19 protein-coding genes and 1 pseudogene are annotated in these 21714 nt (G+C 72.9%); 6 read left to right on the top strand and 14 right to left on the bottom strand.

Going from position 1 to position 21714, the window contains the following annotated elements; all coding sequences use genetic code 11:
- Positions 1-201, top strand: a pseudogene (locus BXA10_RS28645) (C39 family peptidase); the annotation flags it as partial.
- Positions 202-484: 283 nt separating this feature from the next.
- On the opposite strand, the gene BXA10_RS28650 reads toward BXA10_RS28645, so the two are convergent.
- On the bottom strand, positions 485-1009 hold the full coding sequence (locus tag BXA10_RS28650) for a winged helix-turn-helix transcriptional regulator (RefSeq protein WP_076473964.1): 525 nt from the start codon (positions 1007-1009) through the stop codon (positions 485-487).
- An 84-nt stretch (positions 1010-1093) separates the two neighbouring features.
- Between BXA10_RS28650 and BXA10_RS28655 the strand changes: the two genes are divergently transcribed.
- Positions 1094-2530 carry an MFS transporter gene (locus BXA10_RS28655; protein ID WP_076473965.1) on the top strand — a complete coding sequence of 479 codons (1437 nt, stop codon included), beginning with the start codon at positions 1094-1096 and terminating at the stop codon, positions 2528-2530.
- 128 nt (positions 2531-2658) lie between these two features.
- Here BXA10_RS28655 and BXA10_RS28660 read toward each other — a convergent pair whose 3' ends face one another.
- The 13 genes from BXA10_RS28660 to BXA10_RS28720 form a co-directional block, all read right to left on the bottom strand.
- Positions 2659-3480 carry an HpcH/HpaI aldolase/citrate lyase family protein gene (locus tag BXA10_RS28660; RefSeq protein WP_076473966.1) on the bottom strand — a complete coding sequence of 274 codons (822 nt, stop codon included), beginning with the start codon at positions 3478-3480 and terminating at the stop codon, positions 2659-2661.
- Positions 3480-4667: a CaiB/BaiF CoA transferase family protein gene (locus BXA10_RS28665; protein ID WP_076473967.1), complete on the bottom strand. Its 1188-nt coding sequence runs from the start codon at positions 4665-4667 to the stop codon at positions 3480-3482. The genes BXA10_RS28660 and BXA10_RS28665 overlap by 1 nt, the downstream gene beginning before the upstream one ends.
- Positions 4664-6634: an SUMF1/EgtB/PvdO family nonheme iron enzyme gene (locus BXA10_RS28670; RefSeq protein WP_076473968.1), complete on the bottom strand. Its 1971-nt coding sequence runs from the start codon at positions 6632-6634 to the stop codon at positions 4664-4666. Before BXA10_RS28670 ends, BXA10_RS28665 begins: the two co-directional genes overlap by 4 nt.
- On the bottom strand, positions 6631-7569 hold the full coding sequence (locus BXA10_RS28675) for a ribokinase (protein WP_076473969.1): 939 nt from the start codon (positions 7567-7569) through the stop codon (positions 6631-6633). Before BXA10_RS28675 ends, BXA10_RS28670 begins: the two co-directional genes overlap by 4 nt.
- Before the next feature lie 46 nt (positions 7570-7615).
- Entirely contained in the window at positions 7616-8962 is a 1347-nt protein-coding gene (locus BXA10_RS28680) for an ADP-ribosylglycohydrolase family protein (RefSeq protein ID WP_076473970.1), read from the bottom strand.
- The gene (locus tag BXA10_RS28685) at positions 8959-10173 is read right to left on the bottom strand and encodes an ADP-ribosylglycohydrolase family protein (protein WP_084753472.1); all 1215 of its coding nucleotides are present in this window, start codon (positions 10171-10173) and stop codon (positions 8959-8961) included. Before BXA10_RS28685 ends, BXA10_RS28680 begins: the two co-directional genes overlap by 4 nt.
- 5 nt (positions 10174-10178) lie before the next feature.
- Complete coding sequence (locus BXA10_RS28690) at positions 10179-11471, bottom strand: ABC transporter substrate-binding protein (protein WP_076473971.1); 1293 nt, start codon at positions 11469-11471, stop codon at positions 10179-10181.
- Between the two features lie 38 nt (positions 11472-11509).
- On the bottom strand, positions 11510-12349 hold the full coding sequence (locus BXA10_RS28695) for a carbohydrate ABC transporter permease (RefSeq protein WP_076473972.1): 840 nt from the start codon (positions 12347-12349) through the stop codon (positions 11510-11512).
- Between the two features lie 2 nt (positions 12350-12351).
- Positions 12352-13287, bottom strand: coding sequence for a carbohydrate ABC transporter permease (locus BXA10_RS28700; protein WP_076473973.1), 936 nt, complete (start codon positions 13285-13287; stop codon positions 12352-12354).
- On the bottom strand, positions 13284-14399 hold the full coding sequence (locus BXA10_RS28705; protein ID WP_076473992.1) for a LacI family DNA-binding transcriptional regulator: 1116 nt from the start codon (positions 14397-14399) through the stop codon (positions 13284-13286). The genes BXA10_RS28700 and BXA10_RS28705 overlap by 4 nt, the downstream gene beginning before the upstream one ends.
- Positions 14400-14743: 344 nt before the next feature.
- A complete protein-coding gene (locus BXA10_RS28710; protein WP_076473974.1) occupies positions 14744-15442 on the bottom strand; it encodes a hypothetical protein in 699 nt (232 codons plus the stop codon).
- 240 nt (positions 15443-15682) lie between these two features.
- Entirely contained in the window at positions 15683-16372 is a 690-nt protein-coding gene (locus BXA10_RS28715) for a LysE family translocator (RefSeq protein ID WP_245828613.1), read from the bottom strand.
- Positions 16369-17115 (bottom strand): phosphodiesterase, encoded by a 747-nt coding sequence (locus BXA10_RS28720; RefSeq protein WP_076473975.1) that lies wholly within the window; start codon positions 17113-17115, stop codon positions 16369-16371. The genes BXA10_RS28715 and BXA10_RS28720 overlap by 4 nt, the downstream gene beginning before the upstream one ends.
- Positions 17116-17212: 97 nt before the next feature.
- Between BXA10_RS28720 and BXA10_RS28725 the strand changes: the two genes are divergently transcribed.
- The 4 genes from BXA10_RS28725 to fmdA all read left to right on the top strand — a co-directional run bounded on the left by BXA10_RS28725 (position 17213) and on the right by fmdA (position 21609).
- Complete coding sequence (locus BXA10_RS28725; protein WP_076473976.1) at positions 17213-17815, top strand: CGNR zinc finger domain-containing protein; 603 nt, start codon at positions 17213-17215, stop codon at positions 17813-17815.
- A gap of 351 nt (positions 17816-18166) precedes the next feature.
- Complete coding sequence (locus BXA10_RS28730) at positions 18167-19657, top strand: MFS transporter (RefSeq protein WP_076473994.1); 1491 nt, start codon at positions 18167-18169, stop codon at positions 19655-19657.
- Positions 19658-19983: 326 nt separating this feature from the next.
- Complete coding sequence (locus tag BXA10_RS28735; protein WP_076473977.1) at positions 19984-20265, top strand: FmdB family zinc ribbon protein; 282 nt, start codon at positions 19984-19986, stop codon at positions 20263-20265.
- 90 nt (positions 20266-20355) lie between these two features.
- The gene (gene fmdA, locus BXA10_RS28740) at positions 20356-21609 is read left to right on the top strand and encodes a formamidase (protein WP_076473978.1); all 1254 of its coding nucleotides are present in this window, start codon (positions 20356-20358) and stop codon (positions 21607-21609) included.
- Positions 21610-21714 lie beyond the last annotated feature (105 nt).

Raw genomic sequence — 21714 nt, forward strand, 5'->3', positions numbered from 1 at the left:
AACATCGCCGGCACCACCACCGACACCGACGGCAACACCCACTCCTTCGAAGGCGGCCACTACATCAGCGTCACCGGCTACCACGACGGCGGCAAAACCGTCACCATCGCCGACAGCGCCGACCCCAACATGGCCTCCTACCGGATCAGCGTCGAGCACCTCGCCGACTGGATCGCCACCCGCGGCTACTCCACCAACTGACCCGGACCACCCAACCGAAAGGGCCGACGCCCACAAGGGGCCGGCCCTTTCGCCGTCTCCACGTCACGACCGCCAGCCCCTACCAGAGCAACGACCGGCCGTGCGCGCGACCGAGAGGCCGAGCCCCGAACGGACGAGGACCGGCCGCGCCGCGTGGGCAGAGGCCGACTCCCAGACAGAGGAGGATCGGCAGTGCAGCGCCACCACGCCACGGGCGGCTCCCCAGCAGGGGCTCGCGCGGCTCCACGGGCCAGATGATCGGAACGGCCCGGGTCAGGACGGCTCAGAGAAGTGGCTGGAGGAGCCGGTGCGGGCGCTCGCGCAGGGCGACACTGACCGGATCCTGGCGTGGCTGGGCCGGTACGCCCGGGCCGGTGTGGGCCTCGACGTCGCGGGGTGACACGTCGACGCCGCAGGTGGGGCAGCGGCTGGCCGGGTCGAGCTCGGTGCCGCAGGTTGCGTGCCGGAAGGTTCGGAACGGTTCCCCGGCGCCGTAGTGCCGCTCACTCCAACTCCACAGCGGGTAGATCACGGACCAGAGCTCGACGCCCCGGTCGGTGAGCAGGTACTCGTCGCGCGGCGGCGAGTCCTGGTAGCGGCGGCGCTGGAGGATACCCACCTCGACCAGGCTGGCGAGCCGGTCCGCGAGCACAGCCCGGGGGATGTCCAGGTGCACGAGGAAGTCGCCGTAGCGGCGTACGCCATAGAAGGCGTCGCGGACGATGAGCAGGGTCCACCGCTCGCCGACCAGCTCCAGCGCCCGAGCCAGCGAGCAGTTCTGCCCCTCGTAGTTCTTCCCCAGTGCCATGCTGTGATCCTACCCCCAGTCAGTTCGTTCAACGAACCAACCGCTGCTACTGTCGGTTCGCTCACCGAACCGAGAGGCTTCCGCATGTCGACATCCGCAGGCGTCACCGCACCGGCCGCCGCCACCTCGCCACCAGGCGCGTCCCGGTCCGACGCGCGAGCCCTGTTCGCGGTCTGCGCCGCGACCCTGCTCGTCCTGATGAACTACACCGCCCCGGTGGCCGTACTGCCCCAGACGGCGCGGAGCCTCGGGGCCGGCCTCACCACCCAGACCTGGCTGATCAACGCGATCACCCTGGGGCTCGCGGCCACCCTGCTGGTCGCCGGCAGCCTCGGCGACGACTTCGGGCGTCGCCGCATCTTCCGAACCGGCCTCGCACTGCTCGCCGTCGGTACCGTCGGCAGCGCCGTGGCGCCCAACGCCGCCACGTTCGTCGCCGCCCGCATCGTGCAGGGCGCGGCCAGCGCCGCGATCCTCGCCGCCGGCCTGGGCCTGCTCGGGCACGCCTTCCACACCGCGCAGGGGCGGGCGCACGCCACGGCCCGCTGGGCCTCGATGCTCGGCGCCGGCATCGCGGTCGGCCCCCTGGCCTCGGCCGCCCTCACCTCGGCGGCCGGCTGGCGCTGGTTCTACGTGATCCTCGCGGCCCTGGCCGTACTCCTGGCGGCGTTCGGCGGCCGGCTGCTCACCGAATCCCGTGCCGCGCGAGTCGCCCACATCGACGTACCGGGCGTGCTGACCCTCGGCGCGGGCCTGGCACTGCTGCTCGTCGCCGTCACCGCAGGCCGCACCGGCTGGCTGCGGCCCGCCGTGCTGATCCCGCTCGTGCTCGGGGTACTGCTGCTCGCCACCTTCGTGGCGGTCCAGGCCCGCGGTCGCGCCCCGATGCTCGACCTCGCCCTGTTCCGCCGGCCGGACTTCCGGATCGCCACCCTCGGGGCGTTCTTCACCGGGCTCGCCGCGCTCGGTCCGAGCACCGTCCTGCCCACCCTGGTGCAGCAGTTGGTCGGCATCAGCGCGCTCGGCACCGCTGGGCTCGCCTTCGTCTGGGCGGGAGCGTCGTTCGTGGTCAGCAACCAGATGCGCCACCTCGGCACCCGCACCGCGCCCGCCCGGCAACTCGCCCTCGGCTTCCTGCTGACCGCCGTCGGCTACCTGGCCATGCTCGGTTACGCCGACGCCCACTCCTGGGTCCGCACCATCCCGGGGCTGCTCATCTCCGGCGCGGGCAGCGGACTGCTCAACGCCGCACTCGCCCGACTCGCCGTCACCACCGTGCCGACGGACCGGGTCGCGATGGGCTCCGGCGCCAACAACACGGCCCGCTACGTCGGTTCCGCCCTCGGCGTCGCCGGCGCCGTCACGCTCGCCTCGAGCCTGCTGCCGGCCGGTCAGGCCAGCGGCTTCTCGGCGCACGGCGCCGACGCGGTCCTGCTGATCGGCAGCCTGGTGGCCGTACTCGGCGCCGCGACGGCCCTGATCCGGCGGCGAGCCGCAGCACCGGTCCCGGCCGCCGGCTGACGACCGCAAGCCGCCACCGCATCGGTCCCGGCCAGGCGGCCGGGACCGATGCGCTGCTCGGACCGCCGATCGCCGCGACACCGACGCCCCGAGCGGCACACCCTCGGACGACGGTGACGGGCAGACCGTCAGCCGGCGTAGCGGGCCGCCAGGTCGACGGTGCGCCGGGCGGCAGCCACCATCGCCCGATCGGCGAAACGGCCGTCCGGCAGCACCACGGTTCCCGAGTCCCGCCGCTGCGCGTCGGCTACGGCGGCCAGCAGCTCGGCCGCCCGGGCCACCTCCCGCTCGGCGGGCCGGAACGCCTCGACGATCACCGGCAGTTGCCTCGGGTGGATCGCGGTCCGGCCGAGGAACCCGAGCCGCCGGCCCACCGCGCACGAGGCGGCCAGCCCGGCGACGTCGACGACATCGGCGTACACCGACATGGCCGGCGGGGCGAGACCTGCGGCCCGGGCCGCGACCACCACCCGGCCACGTGCCCAGGCCAGTCCGTCGTCGTCGCTCACCCCGAGATCCGAACGGAGGTCGGCCTCACCGAGGCCGATCGAGGCGACCGCCGGGTCGGCGGAGGCGATGGCGTAGGCGGCCTCCAGGCCCAACGCGGACTCGACGAGCGGATGCAGCGGCACGTCCACCCGGCCGGCGATGGACACCACGGTGGCCGCCGACTCCACCTTGGGCAACCGCAGCCCGGCCAGCCCGGGGCGACCGGCCACCGCCACCAGGTCGGCGTCCACGTCGGGGCCGGTCAGCTCGTTGACCCGCACCTGCACCGGCACCGGCTGCTCATCGGCGAGGAACTCGGCGACCGCGTCGCGGGCGTACGCCTTGCGCCCGGCGACCACCGCGTCCTCCAGGTCGAGGATGACCGCGTCGGCCCCCGAGGCGACCGCCTTGGCGAACCGGTCCGGACGGTCGCCGGGTACGTAGAGCCAGGTGAGCAGCATCAGATCACCCCACGCTGGTGGAGCGCCGCCAGCTCGCCGGCGTCGAGCCCGAGCGCACCGAACACGACATCCGTGTCCTGCCCGTGCCGGCGCCCGGCGTACCGAATCTCGCCCGGCGTCTCGGAGAGCCGGAACGGCACGTTCTGCATCCGCACCTCGCCCAGCTCCTCGTCCGGCACGGTGCGGACGGTGCCGAGCGCCGCGTACTGCGGGTCGGCGAGGATGTCCCGCACGTCGTAGACCGGGGCGACCGCGGCCTGCGCCGCCTCGAACGCGGCGACCACCTCGTCCCGGTCCCGTTCGGCCACCCACGCGCTCACCGCGGCGTCCAGCTCGTCGGCGTGTGCGGCGCGGCCGCTGCCGGTGGCGAACCACGGCTCGTCGACGAGCTCGGGGCGGCCGACGAGCCGCACGACCCGTTCGGCGATGCTCTGCGCGCTCGTGGAGATCGCCACCCACCGCCCGTCCGCGCACCGGTACGTGTTGCGCGGAGCGTTGTTGTTGGACCGGTTGCCCAGTCGGGGCTGGATGTAGCCGAGCTGGTCGTACCAGGTGATCTGCGGACCGAGCATGGCCATGATCGGCTCGATGATGGCGAGGTCGACGACCTGCCCCACGCCGGTAAGGTCCCGGCTCCGCAGGGCCAGCATCACGGCGTACGCGGCGGCCAGCGCGGTCACCGAGTCGGCCAGCCCGAACGGGGGCAGCGTCGGCGGCCCGTCGGGCTCCCCGGTCGCCGCGGCGAAGCCGCTCATCGCCTCCGCGAGGGTGCCGAAGCCCGGCCGGCGGGCGTACGGGCCGACCTGACCGAAACCGCTGATCCGGGCGATCACCAGCCGTGGGTTGACCTCGTGCAGTTCGGCCGGGCCCAGGCCCCACCGCTCCAGCGTGCCCGGACGGAAGTTCTCCACCAGCACGTCGGCGTCGGCCAGCAACCGCCGCAGCAACGCCGCGCCTTCAGGGTCGGAGAGGTTGCACGTCACGGTCCGCTTGTTGCGGCCGAGCACCTTCCACCAGAGCCCGACGCCGTCCTTGGCCGGCCCGTGCCCACGCGACGGGTCCGGCTTCGCGGGATGCTCCACCTTGATCACGTCGGCACCGAAGTCGCCGAGGAACGCCGCCGCGAGCGGCCCGGCGAAGAGCGTTGCCAGGTCGACGACCTTCACGCCGTCCAGCGGCCCGGTCACCGCGTCACCTCCCCGGTTGCCGGCACCGCCGGTGCCAGGTCTGCCGCCACCCGGAAGCCGACCTGGTCGGAGCGGGTCAGGCCGGCGCCGGTGAGCAGCAACTTCACCGACACCTCCGGCGGCTGCGGGCCGCCGTCGAAGTACCAGTCGGAGCCCTCGGCCCGGTACCCGGCGCCACCCTTGAGAATCACGAAGCGGGTACGCCCGTCGTTGTGCTCGCTCTCGGTCAGGTTCCACACCAGCGGCTTCCGGCGGTCGAGCAGCCCGGCCTCGGCGGCCACCTGCCACTCGTCCTCCGTCGGCAGCCGCAACCCCGCCCAGGCCGCGTACGCCCGCGCGTCGGACAGCTCGATCCCGGTGACCGGAGCATCCGCCGGCCCCTGCCCCGCGGTGAACCGCTCGGGGCGCACCGGCCGGTAGCCGGTGGCGCGCAGGAACTCGGCGTACTGGCCGTGGGTCACCTCGTGCACGGCGATGGCGAACCGGCCCAGCGCGACAGTGCGGTGCAGCGTGCCGGTGTGGTGCAGCCGCGGCGGGAGCGGCTTCCACTCGTCGACGTACGGCGTCTCGCCGTACAGCCCGGTCTCCCGCACCCGGTGCCGGACCACCAGGTCCCGCCGACCCGCCTCGACGGCCACCATTCCCGCCGGCACCTCGGTGAACGACGCCGACGGAACGCGGGTACGGACCGCGGCGCGCGCCGGGAACGACGTGTCCCCGGTGGGCGGGTCGTGCCGGGTGACCGCGGCGTCGGTGAACACGACGGCGGCGATCGCGCCGGCCGGCAGGGCTCCGCCCACCGCCACCCGACCGTCACCGGCCTCGGTGACGGTGAGCTCGGCTCCGGTGACCAGGTCGACGAAACGCCCGTCCGATCGGGCCTCGGTGACCAACCACGGCCCCTCGTGGTCGTCGCCCGTGTTCGCCACCGTCCACAGCGGCCGGCCGTCGTGGGTCCAGCGCGACGCGTACACCTGACCGGAGCCGGGGTGGTCGGCCAGCGGGACCCAGTCCTCGGAGCGCAACCAGGCGGCGTGGCTGGCCTGCACCCGACGCATCGCCCGCAGCACCGCGCGATCCCGCTCGTTCCAGCCGACCCAGACGCCGAAGACGCTCTCCCAGACCAGCACGCCGACGCCGTTGAGCCAGGCCGAGTGCAGCTCCGCCAGGTGGTCGCGGTGCCAGCGGCGCGTGTGGTGCAGGACGTGCCGGCGCTCGAACCACTTGGCGCGCAGCACCCCCGGCACCGGCGAGTCGGCGAACCACTGCGCCCAGGACATCGCATGGTCCGCGATGCGGGCCAGCGGTACCCGGCTCTCCCCCTCCAGCACCAGGCCGGGACGCACCTTGTCCAGCGCGGCACGCAGCTCGCCGGCGCCCTCCTTCAGGGTGTCCAGGAAGACCCCGTCGACGCCGAGCTTCCCGGCCAGCGCCGCGACCTCGTCGGCGTCGCTGCCCGGCTCACGCCGGGTGCCCGTGTCCCACGGGTTGTAGTCGACGAAGACACGCACCCCGCGGGCCTGGAAGGCCCGCACCACGTCGGGCAGCTCCGGCACGTCCCGGTACCAGTCGAACTGGTTGCGGTCGTCCAGGCCGATCACCGGATACGCGTGCCAGAGCACCACCCCGTCGAACCCGCCGAAGTCCCGCTCGGCGGCGTCGAGGAACGCCTCGACGGTGAAGACCCCTCGCTCATGGTCGTAGAGCGTCTCGTCCCAGAGCCAGGCCAGGCACACCGAGAAGCAGTCGCCGGTGATCTCGTCGTAGTGCGCGCCGGTGTAGCCGAGACGGTCGCGGGCGTCCGCCCGCCATCGGGTCAGCTGCGCACGCCAGGCGGGCCACCGCGCCGGGTCGTCCGGGGCGGAGAAGATCTTCGCTTCGTCCAGGGTGGTCAGGTCGGTGTCGTCCCCGAGCGGCACCGGGGTGGGCCGGTCGATCGGACGCGGGACGTACGGGTTGAAACTCACGGTGCACCTCGGTAGGTCACGTCGTACAAGGCGTCGATGGCGGCCCGTTCGGGCAGCGCGGTGGACGCGCCGGGGCGCTGGGCGCAGGCCGCACCGGCGGCGCATGCCCAGCGCAGGCTCGCCGCGACGCCGTCCGGGTCGACGTCGCCGCCGCGCTCGGCCCAGGACACGGCGAGCGCGCCGGTGAAGGCGTCACCCGCTGCGGTGGTGTCCACCGCGTCGATGCGCGGCGGCGGGACCTCCAGCCGCAGGCCCCGCCGGTCGGCGTACGCGGCACCGCGCGCGCCGAGCGTCAGCACCACCCGGGGCACCCGCTCCAGCAGGGCGTCGAGCAGCGCCGCCGGCTCGTCGGAGACCACCCCGGCGACGATGGCGGCCTCGTGCTCGTTGACGACCAGCACGTCGACCAGGTCGAGCAGCTCCGCCGGGAGCGCGGCGGCCGGGGCCGCGTTGAGCACCACGGTGGTGCCCTCGGCCCGGGCCCAGTCGGCCGCCCGGACCACGGTCGGCAGTGGCACCTCCAGTTGGAGCAGGAGCACGTCCGCCGCGGCGATGGTCGCCCGGTCCTCGTCGGTCAGGTCGGTGAGGGCCCCGTTGGCGCCCGGCGCGACCACGATGAAGTTCTCCGCCGCACGGTCCACCGCGATCAGCGCGACACCTGAGGCTCCGGGGACGGTACGCAGGCCGTGCACGTCCACACCGGAGCCGACCAGGCTCGCCCGTAGCTGCGTGCCGAACTCGTCGTCGCCGACCGCGCCCACGAAGTCGCAGGCCGCGCCGGCCCGGGCCGCGGCGACCGCCTGGTTGGCGCCCTTCCCACCGGGAACGGTGTGGAAGTGCTCGCCGAGCACCGTCTCGCCGGGGCGGGGCAGCTGCGGGGCGGTGACCACCAGATCCAGGTTGGCGCTGCCCACCACCACCACGCGTGCGCTCATGCCGTCCTCCCTCGCGTCTCCGCCACCGTGTCGACCGGCGTACCGCTCACGACCCGGCTCCGGCCAGGGCCCGGGTACGCTCGGCCAGCTCGTCGAAGCCGATCCCGTCGAAGCCGGCGATGCTGCTCGCCAGCCGGTTGCGCAGCGGCCCCACCCAGCGGGCCGGCAGTCGCGCCGCGCCGGTGAGTGCGCCACTGACCGCGCCGACCGTGGCGCCGTTCGAGTCGGTGTCCCAGCCCCCGCTCACCACCGCGCAGATCGACCGCTCCAGGTCGCCCTGCCCGTACGCGAGCGCGGCGGCCACCAACGCGGCGTTGTTGCGCACGTGCACCCAGTGCAGGTGGCCGTGCCGCGCGTACAGCTCGTCGACCACCTGCTCCCAGTCGTCGGCGCCCGTGCCGAGGGCACGGGCCTCGCGGACGGTGGCCGCGAAACGGCTGCGCGGCGGCAGGACCGCCTCGGCCGCGTCGAGCACCTGGTCCACATCCGTCGCGACCGGCGCGGCGGCGGCGAGCGCCGCCGCCCAGGCCGCCCCGTGCACCCCGCCCCGCACGTGGCTGACCGCGGCGTCCCGGACGGCCAGCTCGGCGGCCAGGTCCGGCCGGCCCGGGTTCACCCACCCGTACACGTCGGTGCGGATCTGGGCGCCGATCCACTCGCGGAACGGGTTGTGCCGCCGCGCGCTCTCCGGCGGGGCGAACCCGAGCAGCAGGTTGCGGTAGGCGACCCGCTCGGCGGTGAACACCCGCCCGCCCGGCAGCCAGTCCAGCCAGGCCTGCGCCACGTCGGCGCTGGTGAAGTCCCGCCCGTGCGTCTCCAGCACGCGCAGCGCCAGCAGCGGGTAGTTCAGGTCGTCGTCCTCGGGCATCCCGTCGATGTTCTCGGCGAGGCTCGTCGGCGCGCTGCGGCGGTTCCACGGCCAGCGGGCCGCCACCTCGGCCGGCAGCCCCTGGGCGGTGAACCAGTCACGCAGCGGCCACCGGCCGGTCGCGGTCAGGATCTCCCGGATCCCCTGCCGGGGGATCTTCTCCACCGGCTTGCCGAGCAGGCAACCGACCGCCCGGCCGAGCCACCCGCCGTGCAGCCGGTCGTACGACACCTCGGTCGGCAGTGTCCAGGTCGCCGGCCAGGACGCCCGCAGACCGGCCACGTCGTCCGGCTCGTCGGCGGCGTCGACCGCCGGCAGGGCGTCGGCGGCGTCGAGCAGCTCCACGGCGAGGGCCCGCAATCGCGGGGTGGCCGGGGTCGGTGAGGCACCGCTGACCGGCGGGGCGAGGTCGCCGCCGGCCGCGGTCCACCGCTGCGCGAGCGCCGTGACGTCACGGCCCTCGTCGCGGCTGGCCGCCAGTTCGTGCGGCAGCAGGTCCTCCGGCTGCACCCAGGTGATCCTCATCGGACCGGCTTCCCGTCGGCGGCCCGGCTCCCCTGCGCAGGCACGGCCTCCGCCTGCCGGAGACCGGTGCGCGTGCCGCTCGTCAACCCGGTGAACCGCTCCGCGCGCCGCGTGAAGCGGATCTGGTCGCGCTCGAAGACCTCACCCGCCACGGCCGCGAGCACCCGGCCCGGCTCGACGAGGTCGGTCCGGGACGCGGTGGCGACCGCCTCGGCCCACTCCGCCGGGACCGCGGAGGCCCCGCCGAGCGCACCGGCGATCGCGCCGGCCATGGTGGCGGTCGAGTCGGCGTCCCGGCCGTAGTTCACCGCGCCGAGCACCGCCGGGCGGTACTCGCCGCCGGCCACCACCAGCATGCCGATCGCCACCGGCAGCTCCTCGATGGAGTGCAGCCGGCTGGGGCGGCGCGCCCCCAGTCCGGGGCTGCGGTACTCCTCCCCCACCGTGTCGAAGGGGGCCACCGCCGCCCGCAGCGCGGGGATCGCGGCCTTCCAGTCGTGGTGGGATCGAGCCTCCTTCACCACGGCGTCGATCGCGGCCCGGGTTCCGTCGCGGGCCAGGTCCAGCGCCGCGGCGACCACGTCCTCGACTGTCGCGCCGGGGGTGGCGGCCGCGGCGACGGCGGCGGCGAAGACGGCTGCGGCCTCCCGCCCGTAGCTGTGCTGGTGGGCTCCGGCGATCTCCACCGCCTCGGCGTACGCCCCGGCCGGATCGCCCGCGTTGACGATGCCGACCGGGGCCATGTACATGGCCGCACCGCAGTTGACGATGTTGCCGACCCCGGCCTCACGCGGATCCACGTGCGCGTGGTGCAGGCGGGTGACCAACCACCGCTCGGCGGCCGCGAGGCGGTGGAAGGTCACCCCGTCGCGCTCCAGGTCGGGGATGTAGACCACCCGCTCGATCAGGTCGGGCACCAGCAGGTCCACCACGTCGTACGCGTCGAGGTGGTCGCGCTTCGCCGCGTAGGCGCGGACCAGGGCATGGGTCATCAACGTGTCGTCGGTGATGTGCCCGTCGCCCTTGTGGTACGGCGCGAGTGGCCGTGCGGTGGCCCAGTCGGCGTGGTACGGGGGCACGATGCCCTCGACCCAGCCGCCGAACCGGGCGCGGATCTGTTCCGGCAGGGCTGTCTCCGTGGCGCCGCCGAGGGCGTCGCCGACCGCCGCGCCGACCAGGGATCCGACCGATGTGTCGAGCAAGAGTGACATGTGCTTTACCTCAGAACCTGCTTGCCACCGTCGACCAGCTGCGTGGCGAGCTGGTCCAGGGTGATCTTGTTGGCGAAGTACTGCTGGAAGGCCGGAGTGGCGTACTTGGTCTTCCACTCCGGGTAGCCGTCGGCCATCTGGAACGGGGCGACGGTCAGGTCAGCGGCGCTGTCCGCGGCGACGTCCCAGCCCTGCTTGCCGCCGGTGAGCTTGACCAGCTCCTCGTTGGCCTGCTTGCCGGTCGGCACCAGCCAGTCCCCCTTGGCCAGGGCGGCCATGTTGGTGGGGTTCAGGAAGTACTCGAGGAACTGGGCGGCCTGCTTCTTGTGCTTCGAGTCCTCGCTGATCGACAGCGTCTGCGGGTTGGCCGCCTGCAGGCTGGACTGCCCCTTGATCGGCGGGAGGGTGACCCACTCGAAGCCGGCCGGCGCCTGCTCGACCATCTGCTGGCGCAGCGACACCGAGCCGGGCAGCATCGCGTACTTGCCGCCGAAGAAGCCGGGCAGGGTGTCCGCGCCACTCATGCCGAGCGCCTCCGGCGAGGCCGACTTGGCGGTGTAGAGCATGTCGTGGATCCGCTTCGGGACCTCCTTCTCCGCGTCACCGACCTTGACCTCGGTGCGCCCGCCGTCGGTGTAGAAGAACTTGCCGTCGAAGTTCAGGGCGAGGTTCAGCACCCGGTTGGTCGGCGACTTGAGCGCCCAGGCAGCGCCGTACTGGCCGGGCTTGGTGAGCTTCTGCGCGTTCGCCTGGAACTCGTCCCAGGTCCAGCCGCTGTCGGCCGGCGGCACTGTGACGCCGGCGGCGTCGAGCAGCTTCTTGTTGGCGATGACGACCTGCGACTCCAGCAGGAACGGGACGCCGGTGACCTTGCCGTCGAAGGTCGCCGTATCCCAGATCCCCTTGTCGATCTGGCCCTTGAAGTCGTCGGAGAGCAGGTCGGACACGTCGGCCAGGTAGCCCTGCTTGCTGAACTCGCCGATCGAGGCCGCCTCGTAGTGCACGATGTCCGGCGCGTCGCCGCCCTCGAAGGAGGTCAGCAGCTGGTCGTGCACCGAGTTCCAGTCACCCTGGACGTACTCGACCTGGATGTCCGGGTGCTCGGCGTTCCACTTGGCGACGAGGTCCTTGTTGGCCTGCAGCGACTCCTTCTGCCAGGCGAGGCTGAGGAAACGCAGCTTGACCGGACCGGATGTGGCCTCGTCGTCGCCGCCGTCACCGCAGGCGGCGAGCATGCCGAGGCCGACGACCGCGACCGCGGTGGCCGCGGCCAGTCGGCGGAATCGGGTACGGAGCATGGGGGTGTACCTCCTTGGTGGTGGTTGGGGGGACGGGTTCAGCCCTTGACCGCACCGGCTAGCGAGCCGGACGAGAGCCGGCGTTGCATGAACGCGAAGAAGATCAGGCTGGGCAGCGTGGCCAGCAGCGAACCGGCGGCGAGCGGCCCGAGGCGTGCGGTGCCCTCGATGCCCACGAACCGGGCCAGCGCGACCGGCAGGGTCGCCAGCTCGGGCGTCTTGATCAGCACCAGGGCGAAGAAGAACTCGTTCCAGGCCGAGATGAAGGAGAACAGGGCCGTCGCCACCAGACCGGGGGCGAGCAGCGGGAAGACGACCCGACGCAGGACCTGCGCCCGGGTCGCGCCGTCGACGGAGGCGGCCTCCTCCAGCTCGCGCGGGATGTTTCGGACGAAACCCTGCAACATCCAGAGCGCGAACGGCAACGCCCAGACCACGTAGATCAGCACCAGACCGGCGTGCGTGTTGGCCAGCCCGACCTGCCGCAGCACGAGGAAGATCGGGATGATCAGCAGTACGAACGGGAAGAGCTGGGACAGCAGTACCCAGCCCAGCGCCACGGTGCCGAGCTTCGAGCGGAACCGGGCGAGGGCGTACGACGCCGGCATGGCGACGAGGACGGTCAGCACCGCCGAGGCCAGCGAGACCTGGAGGCTGTTGAGGGCCGCCCGGCCCAGCTCCTGCTCGGTGAAGGCCTGGACGAAGTTCTGCAGGGTCGGGTTGGTGGGGATCAGCGTGGGATGCAGCCGCACCAGTTCCCGCGGCGGCTTGAACGCCGTCGAGAGGAGCCAGATCAGCGGGAACCCGAGGAAGATCAGGTAGCCGGCGAGGGCCACGTACTGGAGCGTCCGCCCGGTGCGGCTCGGCTTACCGAACATGACTAGTTCGCCTCCCTCATTCGACGCCGGAGATAGATGGCGAGCAGCGCCACGATGATCACGACCATGGCGTTGCCGAGCGCGGCGGCGTAGCCGTAGTTGCCGTAGCGGAATGCCTCCTCGTAGGCGAAGAGCATCGGCAGCATCGTCTTGCCGCCCGGCCCGCCCGCGGTGAGCACGTAGACCAGGCCGAACGAGTTGAAGTTCCAGATGAAGTCGAGCGAGGTGATCGCCACGATGACCGGCGCCAGTGCGGGCAGCGTCACGTGCCGGAACCGGTGCCAGGGGCTCGCGCCGTCGACGGCCGCCGCCTCGTGCAGTTCGCGGGCGACACCCTGCAGGCCGGCGAGCAGGACGACGGTGGTCTGCGGCATACCGGCCCAGACCCCGACGATGATCACCGCTGGTAACGCCGTGCTGAAGTCACCGAGCCAGTTCGCCCGTAGCCCGTCGGCGCCGATGCGGTAGAGGAACTCGTTCAGCAGGCCGGCATCCGGGTGGTACACGAGCTTCCAGAGGATGCCGACCACGACCGGGGGCATCGCCCACGGCACCACGGCGAGCACCCGCGCCACTGCGCGGAACCGCAGCTGCTGGTTGAGCAACAGGGCCAGCCCGAGGGCGAGCACGAACTGGAGTGCGGTCACCCCGAAGGCCCAGAGCAGACCGATCTTGAACGAGTTCCAGAACAGCTCGTCGCCGAGGAGTTGCCGGTAGTTCTCCAGGCCGGTGAAGTTGACCCCGACGTTGCGTCCGGCGCGGGCATCGGTGAAGCCCAGGTAGATACCGCGCACCAACGGGAAGACCGACAGCAGCAGGATCGGCAGCAGCGACGGCAGCAACAGCAGGTAGATGGCGGTCCGGTCGGATCGGGACCGGCCCGGACGGCGGGATCGTCCGGGGCGTTCCACGTCCGAACGCTCGGCGAGCGTGGTCATGCGGTCACCCCTTCGCTGGACGGGTGGGTGGGCGTGGGCGCCGTCGGCCCGTCGAGCGGATCGGCGGACGGGCGGGCGGCCGGTAGCGTCGTGCCGCTTGAGGCGCGTACGGCGAGGCTGGGCGGCACCTGCTCGCGTCGTGGCGGCAGGGTCGGGTCGGCGATGCGTTGCAGGAGCAGTTCGGCGGCGCGACGCCCACGCTCGGCCGAACCGAGCGAGACGCTGGAGAGCTGGGGGAACATCATCTGGGCCAACTCGGTGTCGTCCATGCCGACCAGCGCGACGTCCTCGGGCACTCGCCGGCCTGCGGCCAGCAGGGCATGTAGCGCGCCGACCGCGATGAGGTCGTTGGCGCAGACCAGCGCGTCCGGTGAGGCGCGGGCGAGCAGCCGGAGGGCTGCGGCCCGGCCGGCCGCGTACTGGAAGTCGCCCACCTCGACGAGGTCCTCGTCGAGGTGGATCCCGTGTCGGGCCAGCGCGGCACGGAAGCCTGCGTCACGGGCGGCACCCGGAACCGTGTCGAGCGGACCGTTGACGAAGCCGATCCGACGCCGTCCGGTGGCGAGCAGGTGGTCCACGGCCAACGCGACACCGCGCCGGGAGTCGGTGCGTACGTTGTCGACGGGCGCGTCCGCGCCGAGTTGACCGATCACCACCACCGGCACCGGGCTGCCGGCCAGCGCGCCGAGGTGGTCGTCGGTCACCCGGATCGGCGAGATGATCATCCCGTCGACGTAGCGGTTGGCGAGCCGCCGCAGCAGCGTCATCTCGTTGTCGATCCGTCCGCCCGTGGCGTGCACCACCAGTTGCCGACCGGACGAGGCGACCACCGCCTCGATGGCCCGCATCATCGCCACGTACACCGGGTTGCCGATGTCCTCGACGGCGAGCGCGACCAGTCCGGTGCGCTGGGACTGCAGCGAACGGGCGATCGCGTTGGGGACGTACCCCACCTCGGCGGCCGCGGCGCGCACCTTGCGGATGGTCTCCGGACTGCCGCCGACGCCGTTGAGGACGCGGGAGGCGGATGCGATGGAGACACCGGCGCGGGCGGCCACGGTGTGAACCGTCGGCCGGCCGTCCGCCGACTCCTGTAAACGTTTACGACCCACGTTCCGCACCTCCGCCCGATCGCTGTAAACGTTTCCGGCGAGTCTGCGCCTCGATTCGGCGCGAGGTCAAGAGCTCGTTACGGAAACGTTTCCAACCGGTCTGACCAGCGCCGCTACCGATCCGGCGGGGAGCACCAAATCGCCGAAGGGTCGACATTCCGAGCAAATGAGCACGGCCGGGCCGCGCAGCCCGCTGAGGCCCGGCCGGCGGCCTCAGTCACGCAAACGGGGACCCTGAGGCGCCCCCGCGCAGGACCGCACGCCGTTCAGAAGCGCAGCTCAGGACCGGCGCAAGTGGCTCAGAGGCGCGGCTCAGGAATGGCGCACGACCTCGGAGGTGCGGCTCAGGAACGCCGCTCGCGCTCCTGGGCGAGCCGCTCGTCGAGGCGACCCAGTTCGTAGATGGCGTTCAAGTTCGTGGGAAGCCTGGTCACGTTCTCGGCGGTGTCCTCGGGCCCGGGTGGCACCGGCCCACCGGGAGCCGCCACCGGGGCCGGGGCCGGGGCGGCGGGCGCCGGACGCCGCCGCACCAGCAGGACCACCGGCAACGCCAGAACGCCGACGGCGAACAGCAGGGCGGCCCACTGCAGCACCGGGTCGGTCCGGACGACGGTCGGCACCGCGAGACGGTCCGAGGTGGACGGTGTCAAGTCAGGCGCGCCGGCAGGTTGCGGCACCACGGTCACCACGACGCTGGGTTCCCGGCCGCCACCAGGGCGTACGACCCGACCGGGGACGCCGCCGGGAGCGTTCGTCGACACTCCACTGGGCACGGCCACCGAGGGCGCGAGCGAACCAGGCGTGGGAACCGACGTGGCGGACGGGCCGGGCGTCGTGGGCGCCGCGGACGGCGCATCCGATGGCGGACTGGACGGCGGGACGGACGGCTCGCCGTCGTCGCCGGCACCCAGCAGGCCGTCGACGAGACTTCCGAGGCCTCCGACCAGCCCGCCGAGCAGACCGCCGGGCACCGTCGGGGACGGCGACGGCTCCGGCGCGGGCGCCATCGCGAGAGTCAGGGCGAGCGCGGCCACCACACGCATGGGTTCACCTCGGAAGGGGTCGATATGGGAGGCACGGTACCGCACGTCGCGGCGGTCCGGGATTCCACCCGTCCGGGGACTCGCAAGCCTCCGCCCCTACCCGCCTGCGCGGTGGACGCCGGCACGGCGCTCCCCGTACCCGCCGCGTCCCTCCGGTCAGGACGGCACGCCACCGACCTGGGTGTTCTTCCAGGACCGGATCGCAGTGCGGTACGAGCGGGCCGGGGCGAAGTCGCGCGCTCAGGCCACCGCGCTCCGCACGCCGAGACCGACCAGGATCACACCGGCCAGCCGGTCGAGCAGGCGGCGGGCGGTGGTCGTGCGCAGCAGCTTGGCGGCGGCGCCGGAGAGGACGGTCCAGCCGGCCAACCAGCAGGTGTGCAGGGCGGCATGCCCGGTGGCGAGGAGCAGCATCGGCGCGAGCACCGGCCGGTCCGGGTCGAGGAACTGTGGCGCGAGGGTGAGGTAGACGGCCGCCGCCTTGGGGTTCAGCACGTTTCCTAGCAGCCCCTGCAGGTAGGGGTGGTTCACCTGCCACGGCAGCCGCGGCAGGCGGCCGCGTGCCGGGCGGGACACGATCGTGCCGTCCTGCGTTGTGGCCGGCGGGCGGCGCCCGGGACGCGCCGACGAGGCGCGACGGGCCGCGGACCGGAGCAGCCACAGCCCGAGCCCCACCAGGTACGCGGCGCCGATCAGCTTGACCGTCCAAAATGCCCGCGACGAGGCGAGCACCAGTGCGGCGAGCCCCGCAGCGGCCAGTGCCGCGTGGACGTAGAGCCCGGTCACCGTCCCGAGGATCACCCACCAGCCCGGCCGCCGTCCGCCTGCGGCGACCCGCGAGACGACCAGGGTGAGGCTCGTGCCGGGGGCCATCGTGATCGGTGCGACGGCGACGAGGAAGCCGGGCAGCGCCACACCCCCCGCGCTCACACCACCACCCGGTAGTGGGTCGTGAACAGCCCCGCGTCGTCGTAGACGTGGAACGCGACGCCGGGCGGCTGCGCCTGGGTGGTCAGGCGCCCCTCTCCTTCCCACGGCATGCGCAGGGTCGAGACGACTCCCGGCGCGATCCGCAGGGGCCGGCCGGCGAAGGTGCTCGCCGCCGGGGTGTGGAAGTGCCCGGTCAGCACGGCGACGACCTGCGGGTGGGCGGCGACCAGCTCGGCCAGGGGCTCGGCGGGCAGCAGCCGCGTCGGATCGATCACCGGATGGTGCAGGGCGACTGGCGGGTGGTGGAACGCGATGAACGTCGGCGTGTCGGCCGGCACGGAGTCCAGCTCGACGGCGAGCCACTCGATCGTCTCCGCGTCGAGGTGACCGTCGTCCTCGCCCGGAACGGTGGAGTCGGCGAGCAGGAAAACGGCTCCGGCCAGGTCGTGCCGGGTGTTGATCGGGCCGGTCGCGCCCGAGTCGTCGCCGAGCAGTCCCTTGCGGTACGCGGCGCGCACGTCGTGGTTGCCCGGGCAGACGAGGACCGGCGTCGGGGAGGCGAGCAGGCGCGCGGCGAGTTCGTACTCCGCCACCTCGCCGTGGTCGGCGATGTCACCGGTGACCAGGATCGCGTCGACCGGCCGTGGCAGTCCGTTCAGGTGGTCCATCACGCGGGCGGTCCGCTCGGCCGATCGCGGATGGTTGTCGAGGTGGGTGTCGCTGAGGTGAGCGATGACGAGCACGGGCCGCTCCCTAATGGTTTAGCGCGTCCAAGGCGTTAGGGACGCTACAGTTGATCTCACCGGCCTCGCAAGCCGGATCCCGAACCGGAGGAGAAGGATGGAACAGCACGTCGCGCTGGCGCTGGCCGGCACGATCCGGCACGACGGCAACGGCGGGGTGGCCGACGACCTCGACGACGTCACCGGCCTGGCGACGTGGCTACGCGAAAACGCCACCCCGCTGCGGCCGTACACCGGCGACCTCGACGTCCCAGGCGTCGCCGACGAGCGCACCCGGCGGGAGGTCGTGGCGCTGCGCCGGGCGGTGCGCAGCCTCTTCGCGCAGGCCGTCCGGCCCGGCCCGCCCAGCCGGGCCGACTCCGCATCCCTGCTCTCTCCGCAGGAGGCCGTCGACCGGATCAACGAGACCGCCGCGGCGGTGCCGGTGTCCCCGGTGCTGACCTGGGCGCCGGATGCCGCCCCCACGCTCGGGTGGCGGGGCGGGGCCACCGACGCCCGGCTGCGCCTCGTCGCCGGACTCGCCCGAGCCGCCGCCGAGTTCGTCACCGGCCCGGCCCGCGAACGTCTGAGGGCCTGCCCCGCTCCGCGCTGCGTGCGCTACTTCGTGCAGGAGCACCCACGCCAGGCGTGGTGCAAACCCTCGTGCGGCAACCGCGCCCGGGTCGCCCGTCACTACCAGCGCCAGACCGCCGATCGGTAGCCGGCTTCCCCCGGCACCGCGGCGACCCGCCTGTCGCGCGCGCCCACCAAGCTGCCGTAGCGGCCAGGGCGAGCCTGCCCGCGTGATGGCGCCGGTGCCGCCCGATGCCGCTCCCGCCCATCCGTGGCCGGGCCGGTGGTCCGACCGGGGACGGATCTCCGAAGCCGCTGCGCGGACCGGATCCCCGCAGCTAGCGTCTGACGCGAAGAGTTTTCGCGGAGGGCGGGGCGGGCGGAATCGGCAGCCGGACACAGGCCTGTGCGGGCCGGCCGGCCTGCGCCGCCGATCGCCCCGGCGTGCGACCGTCCCGACGCGCAGAGCCGGTACCGAGTCCGCACGGAAGGCTTCGCCATGCCCGCAACGAGCTCGACCAGCCCTGGCGCGCCCGACGCCGAGGCGGAGACCGGCGGGCACCCGAAGCGCTGGGCCGCGCTGGCGGTCATCGCGATCGCGCAACTGATGGTGGTGCTGGACGCCACCATCGTGAACATCGCGCTCCCCCACGCCCAGGCCGACCTCGGCATCAGCGACGCCAACCGGCAGTGGGTGGTGACCGCGTACACGCTGACGTTCGGTGGGCTGCTGCTGCTCGGCGGCCGGATCGCCGACTACTGGGGCCGCAAACGCGCCTTCGTGGTCGGGACGGTGGGCTTCGCGCTCGCCTCCGCCATCGGCGGTCTCTCCGGCGACGGCGCGATGCTGTTCGGTGCCCGCGCCCTGCAGGGTGCGTTCGGCGCGCTGCTCGCACCGGCCTCGCTGGCGCTGCTCACCGTCCTGTTCACCGAGACCCGGGAACGCGCCAAGGCGTTCGCCGTCTACGGCGCGATCGCCGGTGGCGGCTCCGCCGTCGGCCTCCTGCTCGGCGGCGTGCTCACCGAGTACGCCAGCTGGCGCTGGTGCCTGCTGGTCAACATCCCGGTCGCCGCCGTGGCGCTGATCGCCGCGCTTCCGCTGGTCCCGGAGAGCCGGGCGCACGGCGACACCCGGTACGACGTACCCGGCGCGCTGGTGGTCACCGCCGGTCTGGTGAGCGTGGTGTACGGCTTCACCCAGGCCGCCGAGGACGGCTGGACCGCCGCTCCGACGCTCACGTTCATCCTGGTCGGCGTGGCGCTGCTCGCCGTGTTCGTACTGATCGAGCTGCGTACCCGCAACCCGCTGCTGCCGATGCGGATCCTGCTGGACCGCAACCGTGGCGGGGCGTACCTCGCCTCCGCGCTCATCGGCGCGGGCCTGTTCGGTGCGTTCCTGTTCCTGACCATCTACCTGCAGACGGTGATCCGCTACACGCCGTTGGAGGCCGGGCTCGCCTCACTACCGGTCACCGCCGGCGTGCTGCTCGCCGCGGGCGGCGCCAGTCAGCTGCTGCCCCGCATCGGAGCCAAGCCGCTGATGCTCGGCGGCGCGGTGCTCGCGGCGGCGGGCATGGTGGCGCTCACCCAGGTGGACGTGGACACCTCCTTCGTCGCCCTCCTGCTCCCCGCCCAGATCGTCCTCGGCCTCGGCCTCGGCTTCACGTTCGTCCCCCTGTCCAGCCTCGCCCTGTACGGGGTGCCCGAGCACGACGCGGGCGCGGCCAGTGCGACGCTCAACGCGACCCAGCAGGTCGGCGGGTCCCTCGGCACCGCGCTGCTCAACACGCTGTACACCAGCGCCGTCGCCGGCTACCTGGCGACCCGTACACCGGATCCGATCGTCCAGGTCCGGGCGCTGCTGCACGGTTACTCGGTGGCCTTCGCCTGGGCCACCGGGCTGATCCTGCTCTCCGGCCTGACCACCCTGTTCCTGATCAGAGTGCGCCGGCAGGACGTACCCACCGGCGGCCCGGCGCATCTGGGCTGAACCGGTCGGCCGGACTGCCGTCGCCGGGCCGGACCATGGCCATGGCTTCGGCAGGCGCACTCGACACCTCGGTGCCCCACCACGAGCGTGATGACTGTGCGGCATGTCAATGCCTCACAGTCATCAGCTCGACCAGGAACATCGAGGCCGACTTCCATCCGGCCGCCGTGCACACCGGGACGGAGGTCCGTCACCGTCACCCGATCGCGGCCGACCTCGCACGTTGGGCTGCGGCGCGCTCGGATGCGTCCGATTCTTGACCTGGCCGGCGTGGGCCGCTGGGTCCGCGCCGGCAGCGGAACGGCGGTGACGGGCGAGGAGACCGGGTGGCGACGTACGAGTACCGGTGTCCGCATGACGGTGACTTCGAGGTGCGGCTCCCCCTGGGCCAGGCCGGGGCGTCGGTCAACTGCCCCGAGTGCCAGCGGCAGGCAGCGCGGGTCTGGTCCGCGCCGCTGCTGGCCCGGACGCCGCGCGCGCTCGGCGCAGCCCTCGACCGGGCCGCGCAGAGCGCGGAGACACCCGAGGTCGTGTCGCGTATTCCGGGCAGGCGGGCTGTGTCGGCCGCGCCGGTCCACCCGGCTCGCGCCCGGCTGCCTCGACTCTGACTCGACCGGCGGTCCCGGAGCCACGGGAGCCCGCCGGCCCATACCGGAGATCACCACCGTGGCGGGCGGTGTGACGAAGGGAAGCGGCTGATGCCCGAGGTCATCTTTGCCTTGGACTCGACGAAGCGGTTCACGGAGCAGGAGAAGATCGGACACAACCGGTGGCATCCGGACATCCCGCCCGTCGCGACAGTCAAGCCGGGCGCGACGTTCCGGGTGCACTGCCGGGAGTGGTTCGACGGCGAGATCCACAACGACGACTCCGCGGACGACGTCCGCGACGCGCCACTGTCCATCGTGCACGCCCTGAGCGGACCCTTCGCCGTACAGGGCGCCGAGCCCGGTGACCTGCTGATGGTCGACATCCTCGACGTCGGGCCGATCCCGCAGGAGGATTCCGGTCCGCTCGCCGGCCAGGGCTGGGGATACACGGGCATCTTCGCCAAGCAGAACGGTGGCGGCTTCCTCACCGACCAGTTCCCCGACGCGTACAAGGCGATCTGGGACTTCAGCGGGCAGCGGGCGACGTCGCGCCACATCCCCGGGGTCTCCTTCACCGGCATGATCCACCCCGGTCTGATGGGCACGGCGCCCTCCGCCGACCTTCTCGACAGGTGGAACCGGCGGGAGCGGACGCTGGCGGAGACGGACCCGGACCGGGTGCCGCCGCTGTCGCTGCCGCCGTTGCCGCAGGACGCCGTTCTCGGCACGCTGACCGGCTCCGACTACGAACGGGCGGCCGCGGTGGCGGCGCGAACCGCGCCGCCCCGGGAGAACGGTGGGAACCAGGACATCAAGAACCTCACCAAGGGGTCGCGAATCTTCTACCCGGTCTACGTACCCGGCGCCAACCTCTCCGTGGGCGACCTGCACTTCTCCCAGGGAGACGGGGAGATCACGTTCTGCGGCGCGATCGAGATGGGTGGCTTCGTCGATCTGCACGTCGACCTGATCAAGGACGGGATGCGGACGTACGGGGTGACGGAGAACGCGATCTTCCTGCCGGGCAACAACAACCCGCAGTACTGCCAGTGGCTCGCCTTCTCCGGGATCTCGGTGACCCTCGACGGGCAACAGCGCTACCTCGACTCGCAGCTGGCGTTCCAGCGCGCCTGCCTGCACGCCATCGACTACCTCACGAAGTTCGGCTACAGCCCGGAGCAGGCGTACCTGATCCTGGGTGCGGCGCCGATCGAGGGCCGCTTCTCCGGCGTGGTGGACATCCCGAACTCCTGCGCGACGGTCTACCTCCCCACGGAGATCTTCGACGTCGACGTCCGCCCCTCGGCGACCGGCCCGACGCGCGTCGCACAGGGCGCGAAGGCGCCGAAGTCGACCTTCTGAGAACGGACACGCGGGCCGCTAACGGCCCTACCGCTGCGCGCCCGCCGCCTGGGACAGGCGCCGGGCACACGACGACCTCCTCGAGGCCGAGTCGATCAAGTCAGG

This window comes from Micromonospora avicenniae, assembly GCF_900156065.1.
Classification (GTDB): Bacteria; Actinomycetota; Actinomycetes; order Mycobacteriales; family Micromonosporaceae; genus Micromonospora; species Micromonospora avicenniae.

Excerpts from the sequence above, each read along its gene's own strand:
- BXA10_RS28695 (WP_076473972.1), bottom strand. The coding sequence starts at position 12,349 with ATGTTCGGTAAGCCGAGCCGCACCGGGCGGACGCTCCAGTACGTGGCC.
- BXA10_RS28680 (WP_076473970.1), bottom strand. The coding sequence starts at position 8,962 with ATGAGGATCACCTGGGTGCAGCCGGAGGACCTGCTGCCGCACGAACTG.
- BXA10_RS28730 (WP_076473994.1), top strand. The coding sequence starts at position 18,167 with ATGCCCGCAACGAGCTCGACCAGCCCTGGCGCGCCCGACGCCGAGGCG.
- BXA10_RS28650 (WP_076473964.1), bottom strand. The coding sequence starts at position 1,009 with ATGGCACTGGGGAAGAACTACGAGGGGCAGAACTGCTCGCTGGCTCGG.
- fmdA (WP_076473978.1), top strand. The coding sequence starts at position 20,356 with ATGCCCGAGGTCATCTTTGCCTTGGACTCGACGAAGCGGTTCACGGAG.
- BXA10_RS28675 (WP_076473969.1), bottom strand. The coding sequence starts at position 7,569 with ATGAGCGCACGCGTGGTGGTGGTGGGCAGCGCCAACCTGGATCTGGTG.
- BXA10_RS28655 (WP_076473965.1), top strand. The coding sequence starts at position 1,094 with ATGTCGACATCCGCAGGCGTCACCGCACCGGCCGCCGCCACCTCGCCA.
- BXA10_RS28700 (WP_076473973.1), bottom strand. The coding sequence starts at position 13,287 with ATGACCACGCTCGCCGAGCGTTCGGACGTGGAACGCCCCGGACGATCC.
- BXA10_RS28690 (WP_076473971.1), bottom strand. The coding sequence starts at position 11,471 with ATGCTCCGTACCCGATTCCGCCGACTGGCCGCGGCCACCGCGGTCGCG.
- BXA10_RS28710 (WP_076473974.1), bottom strand. The coding sequence starts at position 15,442 with ATGCGTGTGGTGGCCGCGCTCGCCCTGACTCTCGCGATGGCGCCCGCG.
- BXA10_RS28685 (WP_084753472.1), bottom strand. The coding sequence starts at position 10,173 with ATGTCACTCTTGCTCGACACATCGGTCGGATCCCTGGTCGGCGCGGCG.
- BXA10_RS28725 (WP_076473976.1), top strand. The coding sequence starts at position 17,213 with ATGGAACAGCACGTCGCGCTGGCGCTGGCCGGCACGATCCGGCACGAC.
- BXA10_RS28660 (WP_076473966.1), bottom strand. The coding sequence starts at position 3,480 with ATGCTGCTCACCTGGCTCTACGTACCCGGCGACCGTCCGGACCGGTTC.